The following is a 4,971-nucleotide window of genomic DNA, read 5'->3' as shown; positions in this document are numbered from 1 at the left end:
GGGGAGGCGCCCAGCGTCAGCGCCGTCTCGCGCACCCGCACATCCACAGAGCGCACCGAGGTCATCGAAAATGTCGTCAAAATCGGAATCGCCAGTATCACCAGGCCGAAAATGATGGCGCCGGGCGTAAAGAGCAGATCGGCGAACCCGAGCGGCCCGCGGCGGGAAAGCAGACCATAAGCGAAAAGACCGATGACCACCGTCGGCGTTCCCAGAAGGGTCTGCAGGACCGTGATCGCGGCTCCCCTGCCCCGGAACTGGAAACTCGCCAGGCAAAACCCGAGCGGCAACCCGGCGAGAGAGGCCAGCACGGTGGCAATAAAACTCACATGAAGCGTGGCGCCGCTCGCCTGGAACACCTCGGGGTCCGCGCGGAGTATCCGCATGATCCCTTCGGCGATCCCATCCAGAAGAAATTCCACGCCGCGGCCCCCTCGATCAGTTCCCCGGCACCGGCCGGGCGCTGGGATGGAAAAGAACCTTGCCCGAAAGCCGGAAGGAGGCGATGCGATTCTGCCCCTCCTGCGACACGAGAAAATCCGCGTACTGGCGCGCCAGATTGGAGTTGACGTGCAGATGGCGCTTCGGATTCACCCGGATCACGCTGTAGGGATTCAGAAGGGATTTGCCTCTTTCCACCAGCACCTTCAGCGAAATTTTCTTGTTGGAGGAAAGTGCGATGTACGTCCCGCGGTCCGTGAGGACGTATCCTCTTTTCTCGTCCGCGATCAGAAGGGTGCGGCCCATACCCTGACCGAGCGAACGGTACCAGGCGCCTTTCGGCTGAGAACCTATCTCGCTCCAGAACTGTTTTTCTTTCTTGTGCGTTCCCGAATCATCCCCGCGGCTGAACCAGAGCGCCTTCTTGTTCATGATGAGGCGCAGGGCATCGGCCGCCTCGCGCAAGCCCTTCACCCCGGCCGGATCGGAAGCGGGTCCCACGATGACAAAATCGTTGTACATCACCTCCCGGCGGTCCACGCCGTAGCCGGCCGCGACGAACGCTTCCTCCGCCTTCCGGGCGTGCACCAGAACCACGTCCACATCGCCATTCTGCCCCAGCCGGAGCGCCTGGCCCGTTCCCACGGCGATGACGTGCACCTGAACGCCGTACATTTTCTCAAAAACCGGATGGAGCCATTTCAGAAGACCGGAATTGTCCGTGCTCGTCGTCGTGGCGAGCTTGAGCCGCTCCGCCGCATCCGCCGGACGCGAAAGCCCGGTGGAAAAAATCCCCAGCAGGACACACAGAACCAAAAATCGCCGCATCACTATCCTCCTACGCCTTCTTCGCATCAGGTTCATCCCGCGGGGATCGGAAATGGTCCCAGGTCTTCGCCTCAAGCGGAACGGTCGTCTCCCCTTTTTTGAGAAGTATCCCCTCCCCGGGGGGAAGCACCTCGCCGATGGGCGTCAGGTGCGCGCCCGCACCCTCGCGCACGGCCTTTTGCAGCTCCGACACGTGCTCCACCGGCGCCGTGAGGAGAAGCTCATAGTCCTCCCCGCCGTGAAGCGCCCAGTCCGCCGGCCGTATTCGGGAAATTGTTGCCAAGTCTAGCATATGCCCCGAAATCGGGAGAGCATTCTCCCAGATGAGGGCGCCGACGCCGCTCGCCTTGCAAAGATGCCCCAAATCACCCACCAGCCCGTCGCTGAGGTCCATCATCGAATGGGCCAGGCGAAGCTTCGCGATGGCACGGCCCTCCTCCACCCGGGGCTGCGGCCGGAGCTGCGCGAACGTCAGAACCGTGTGCGTCTCGTCGCGCACCTTCAGCTCCGGGTGGCGAATCAGATGAAGGCCGGCGGCAGCATCGCCCAGATAGCCGGTCACCAGAATCTGATCGCCCGGCTGGGCGCCGCTTCGCAGGAGAATCTCCTCGCGCGCGATCTCCCCCAGCACGAAAACATCGATGAAAAATGGGCCCTCCGTCCGCGATATGTTTCCGCCCAAAACCAGGACATCCCACCGCCCGGCCTTCGCGTTGATCCCCTCATAAAGCTCATCCAGGAAAGAAACCGGCAGCTTGGCCGGAATGCCGAGGGAGACAATCGCAAACCGGGGAGCGCCCCCCATCGCGGCGATATCGCTGATGTTGACGGCCAGCGCCTTCTGCCCGACGCTGTATCCGGAAATCCCCTTCCGTGGAAAATGCTCCCCCTGCACCTGGACATCGCACGTCAGGACCCAGCATTTCCCCCCGCCGGCGTCCACCACGGCGGCGTCATCGCCGTTGCCGACAATCACATCGCCGGCGGAGACATCCGGCGACAGCAGCCCGCGGAGCCGCTCGATCAGGGCGAACTCCCCGAGATCGCCCGCGCTCTGAGGTGCGTCCTGGTTCATCTTTTCGCCCCATCGATCAGGCGGCGCAGCCCCCGCGCCGCAGCCTCCGGGTCGGGCGCGCCCATCACCGCGCCGATGACCGCGATGCCGCTCGCCCCCGCTTCGATGACCGGCGCCACCCATTCCGCCGTGACACCGCCGATCGCCACAACGGGCACGCCGCCCGCATGGGAGAGAACCTCGGCAAGCCCTTCGACGCCGATGGGCGCGCGGGCGTCCGCCTTGCTGCCGGTCGCACGGATCGGCCCGGCGCCGATGTAGTCCGCCCCATCGGCCGCCGCCCGGGCCGCCCACTCGGGCTTTCCTCCGGAGACACCGTAGATGAGTTTCTCCCCGCCGACCGCCCGCGCCCGGGGAAGCGGAAGGTCGCTCTGCCCCAGATGCACGCCCGCCGCGCCGCAGGCCAGCGCCACATCGAGCCGATCGTTGATCGTCAGGGCGCAGCCGGTTCCCTCGAGGGCCGCCTTGAGCGCATCCGCGGTGCGGAGCATCTCCCCGCCGCCGAGTTCCTTCTCCCGCAACTGAATCATCGTGGCGCCCCCGGCCGCCGCCGCCCGGACGGCATCCGGAAGCGGCATTCCCGAGGCCCGGGCGAGAATCTCCCGATCGGTGATGACGATCAGTGTCGGATCCAGCGGCATCTTCCGGCCCCCCAGGCCAAAACGGGTTTCAACCCCGCCCAACCGGCGGGGCACGCAGATCTTACCCCAAGAGAGGAAGAAGCATGCGACAAGAAATGCGTATCGAAAAGCGCTACGGGCGCTGTGTGGTTTTCTTCGGCACAGCCGAGGATTTTTCCCGCTCCGGCGCTTTCAGGAGACGCTCGATGAGAGAAGCGCCCTTCCCGCGATCCCAGTCGGCGGCGCCGATCACCCAGGCCGCCAGTTTCTGCTGCCGATCGAGCAAATAGACCGTCGGCACGAACCGGACGTTGTGCGATCTCCGGGAGGCGTAGCGCTGATCGTGGAGAACGGGATAGGTGAGTTTTTTCTCTTTGACCCAGGCGCGCACCAGCCCCGCCCCGGCGCGATCGATCGAAACGGCGAGAACGGTCAGCCCCCGGTCCTTGTATTTCTCATGGATGGCCTTGAGGCGGGGCATCTCCTCGTTGCAGAGCGGACACCAGGTGGCGAAAAAAGCGAGGATAACGACCTTTCCCTTCAGGTCCCGCAGGCGGTGCGGTTTCCCCTCCAGGTCGGGAAATGTAAAATCGGGGGGCGGGGCGGCATCCCCCGGCACGATGCGCAGGGTATTGAAGGCGGAGCCAGCCTCTGCAACGGCACCCCCCCGGGAAAGGATCGGGGCCGCAACGGCCAGGACAACCAAAAAAGAGACGAACAGGCTTTTTTTTATCATATCTCTGAAAAGTGGAAGACAAAGGCGGCATATAATCCACACCGGGAATAACACATCCCCATGAAAGGTTATTCTGGGGATCCGGCAACTTTCATATCGTATCTAAGGAGAACCGCATGCGCTACCATATCCCCCGGCGGGCCGTTGTCTTCGTTTTTGCCCTGATTCTGGCGGCAACTTCCCTCCCCGCCACAACCTGGGCCGGCGAAAATCCGCTTTACAAGACCCGCGTATCGTTCGAAAAATCCGCCAGCGCCCTCGAGCAGGCCATCAAGAAAAACAAGATGGGACTCGTCAGCCGGGCCAGCGCCCAGCGCGGGGCGGCCTCCATCGGCGTCAAGATCAAGGGCAACCAGGTCATTGGCGTCTACCGGCCCGATTTCGCCGTCCGCATGCTCAAGGCGAGCGTGCCCGCCGGGATCGAAGCCCCCATCCGCATCTACATCTACGAGAATGGCGACGGGACCGCCACGATCACCTACAAAAAGCCCTCTGACGTGTTCCGCCCCTACGGAAACGCCGAACTCGACAAAATGGCGGCCGAACTCGATGTGATCTTCGATCGGATCGTCCGCCAGGCCGCCGCCGCAAAATGAGACTTCTCGCCGGGCTCCTTCTTGCGGCGTCGCTCGCCGCGGCGGGAGGGCCCGCCCGGGGCGCGGCAGGGGGGCTTTGCGCGAGCGGTCCTGGGCTTATCCGGATTCCGGCGGGCACCTTCTGGGCGGGGAGCGGCAGGGCCGAGCGCGATTACGGCTACCGCATCGGGAGCCCGGCCGCCCGCAAATGGAAGTGGTACGACAACTGGGAGCAGCCCCGGAGGCAAATCAAGCTGCCCGCCTTTTCCATCGGCAAGAACCTCGTCACCCAGCGCGACTACCAGCGCTTCGTCCGCGAGACGGGCCACCCGGCCCCTTTCATCTCGAAGCCGGACTACCAGCGGCAGGGCTATCTGGTTCATCCCTACAAGAGCGTCCGGCGCTATCTGTGGGGAAAAGACGCGGCGGGCCGCCCCATCCACCTGCCCGGCCTGGGCGCGCACCCGGTCGTTCTTGTGAGCCGCGCGGACGCGGGCGCCTACTGCGAATGGCGGGGAAAGCAGGCCGGGGCGAGCTACCGGCTCCCCACGGAAGGGGAATGGGAAAAAGCCGCACGGGGCGACAATGGGCGCTACTTTCCCTGGGGGAACCGCTTCGACCCGAAGCGGCTGAACAGCGGCTACCGCCACCAGGGAACCACCCCGGTGGGGATGTTTCCCGGGGGCGCCAGCCCCT

Annotated in this window: 7 protein-coding genes; 2 read left to right on the top strand and 5 right to left on the bottom strand. The window is 64.6% G+C overall.

Annotated features, from left to right (window positions below):
• From O2807_11830 to O2807_11810, 5 genes are all read right to left on the bottom strand, one after another.
• Window positions 1-422 (bottom strand): ABC transporter permease (locus tag O2807_11830; protein ID MDA1001187.1); only part of this gene is annotated, 422 nt, incomplete at its 3' end.
• A gap of 16 nt (window positions 423-438) precedes the next feature.
• Window positions 439-1,269, bottom strand: coding sequence for a substrate-binding domain-containing protein (locus O2807_11825; protein ID MDA1001186.1), 831 nt, complete (start codon window positions 1,267-1,269; stop codon window positions 439-441).
• A 10-nt stretch (window positions 1,270-1,279) separates the two neighbouring features.
• The gene (gene thiL, locus O2807_11820) at window positions 1,280-2,344 is read right to left on the bottom strand and encodes a thiamine-phosphate kinase (protein MDA1001185.1); all 1,065 of its coding nucleotides are present in this window, start codon (window positions 2,342-2,344) and stop codon (window positions 1,280-1,282) included.
• Window positions 2,341-2,985 (bottom strand): thiamine phosphate synthase, encoded by a 645-nt coding sequence (gene thiE, locus O2807_11815; protein MDA1001184.1) that lies wholly within the window; start codon window positions 2,983-2,985, stop codon window positions 2,341-2,343. The genes thiL and thiE overlap by 4 nt, the downstream gene beginning before the upstream one ends.
• Before the next feature lie 112 nt (window positions 2,986-3,097).
• Window positions 3,098-3,700 (bottom strand): TlpA disulfide reductase family protein, encoded by a 603-nt coding sequence (locus O2807_11810; protein ID MDA1001183.1) that lies wholly within the window; start codon window positions 3,698-3,700, stop codon window positions 3,098-3,100.
• 116 nt (window positions 3,701-3,816) lie between these two features.
• Between O2807_11810 and O2807_11805 the strand changes: the two genes are divergently transcribed.
• Both O2807_11805 and O2807_11800 read left to right on the top strand, forming a co-directional pair.
• The gene (locus tag O2807_11805; GenBank protein MDA1001182.1) at window positions 3,817-4,296 is read left to right on the top strand and encodes a DUF302 domain-containing protein; all 480 of its coding nucleotides are present in this window, start codon (window positions 3,817-3,819) and stop codon (window positions 4,294-4,296) included.
• Window positions 4,293-4,971: SUMF1/EgtB/PvdO family nonheme iron enzyme (locus O2807_11800; protein ID MDA1001181.1), on the top strand; the 679-nt coding region annotated here is incomplete at its 3' end. The genes O2807_11805 and O2807_11800, both read left to right, overlap by 4 nt.

The sequence above is a fragment of the bacterium genome (assembly GCA_027622355.1).
GTDB lineage: Bacteria > UBA8248 > UBA8248 > UBA8248 > UBA8248 > JAQBZT01.
This window is presented reverse-complemented; position numbering and strand designations above follow the sequence as displayed.

Bases quoted from the DNA above. Each gene is read 5' to 3' on its own strand.
- O2807_11825 (MDA1001186.1), bottom strand. From the start codon at position 1,269: ATGCGGCGATTTTTGGTTCTGTGTGTCCTGCTGGGGATTTTTTCCACC.
- O2807_11810 (MDA1001183.1), bottom strand. From the start codon at position 3,700: ATGATAAAAAAAAGCCTGTTCGTCTCTTTTTTGGTTGTCCTGGCCGTT.
- O2807_11805 (MDA1001182.1), top strand. From the start codon at position 3,817: ATGCGCTACCATATCCCCCGGCGGGCCGTTGTCTTCGTTTTTGCCCTG.
- thiE (MDA1001184.1), bottom strand. From the start codon at position 2,985: ATGCCGCTGGATCCGACACTGATCGTCATCACCGATCGGGAGATTCTC.
- thiL (MDA1001185.1), bottom strand. From the start codon at position 2,344: ATGAACCAGGACGCACCTCAGAGCGCGGGCGATCTCGGGGAGTTCGCC.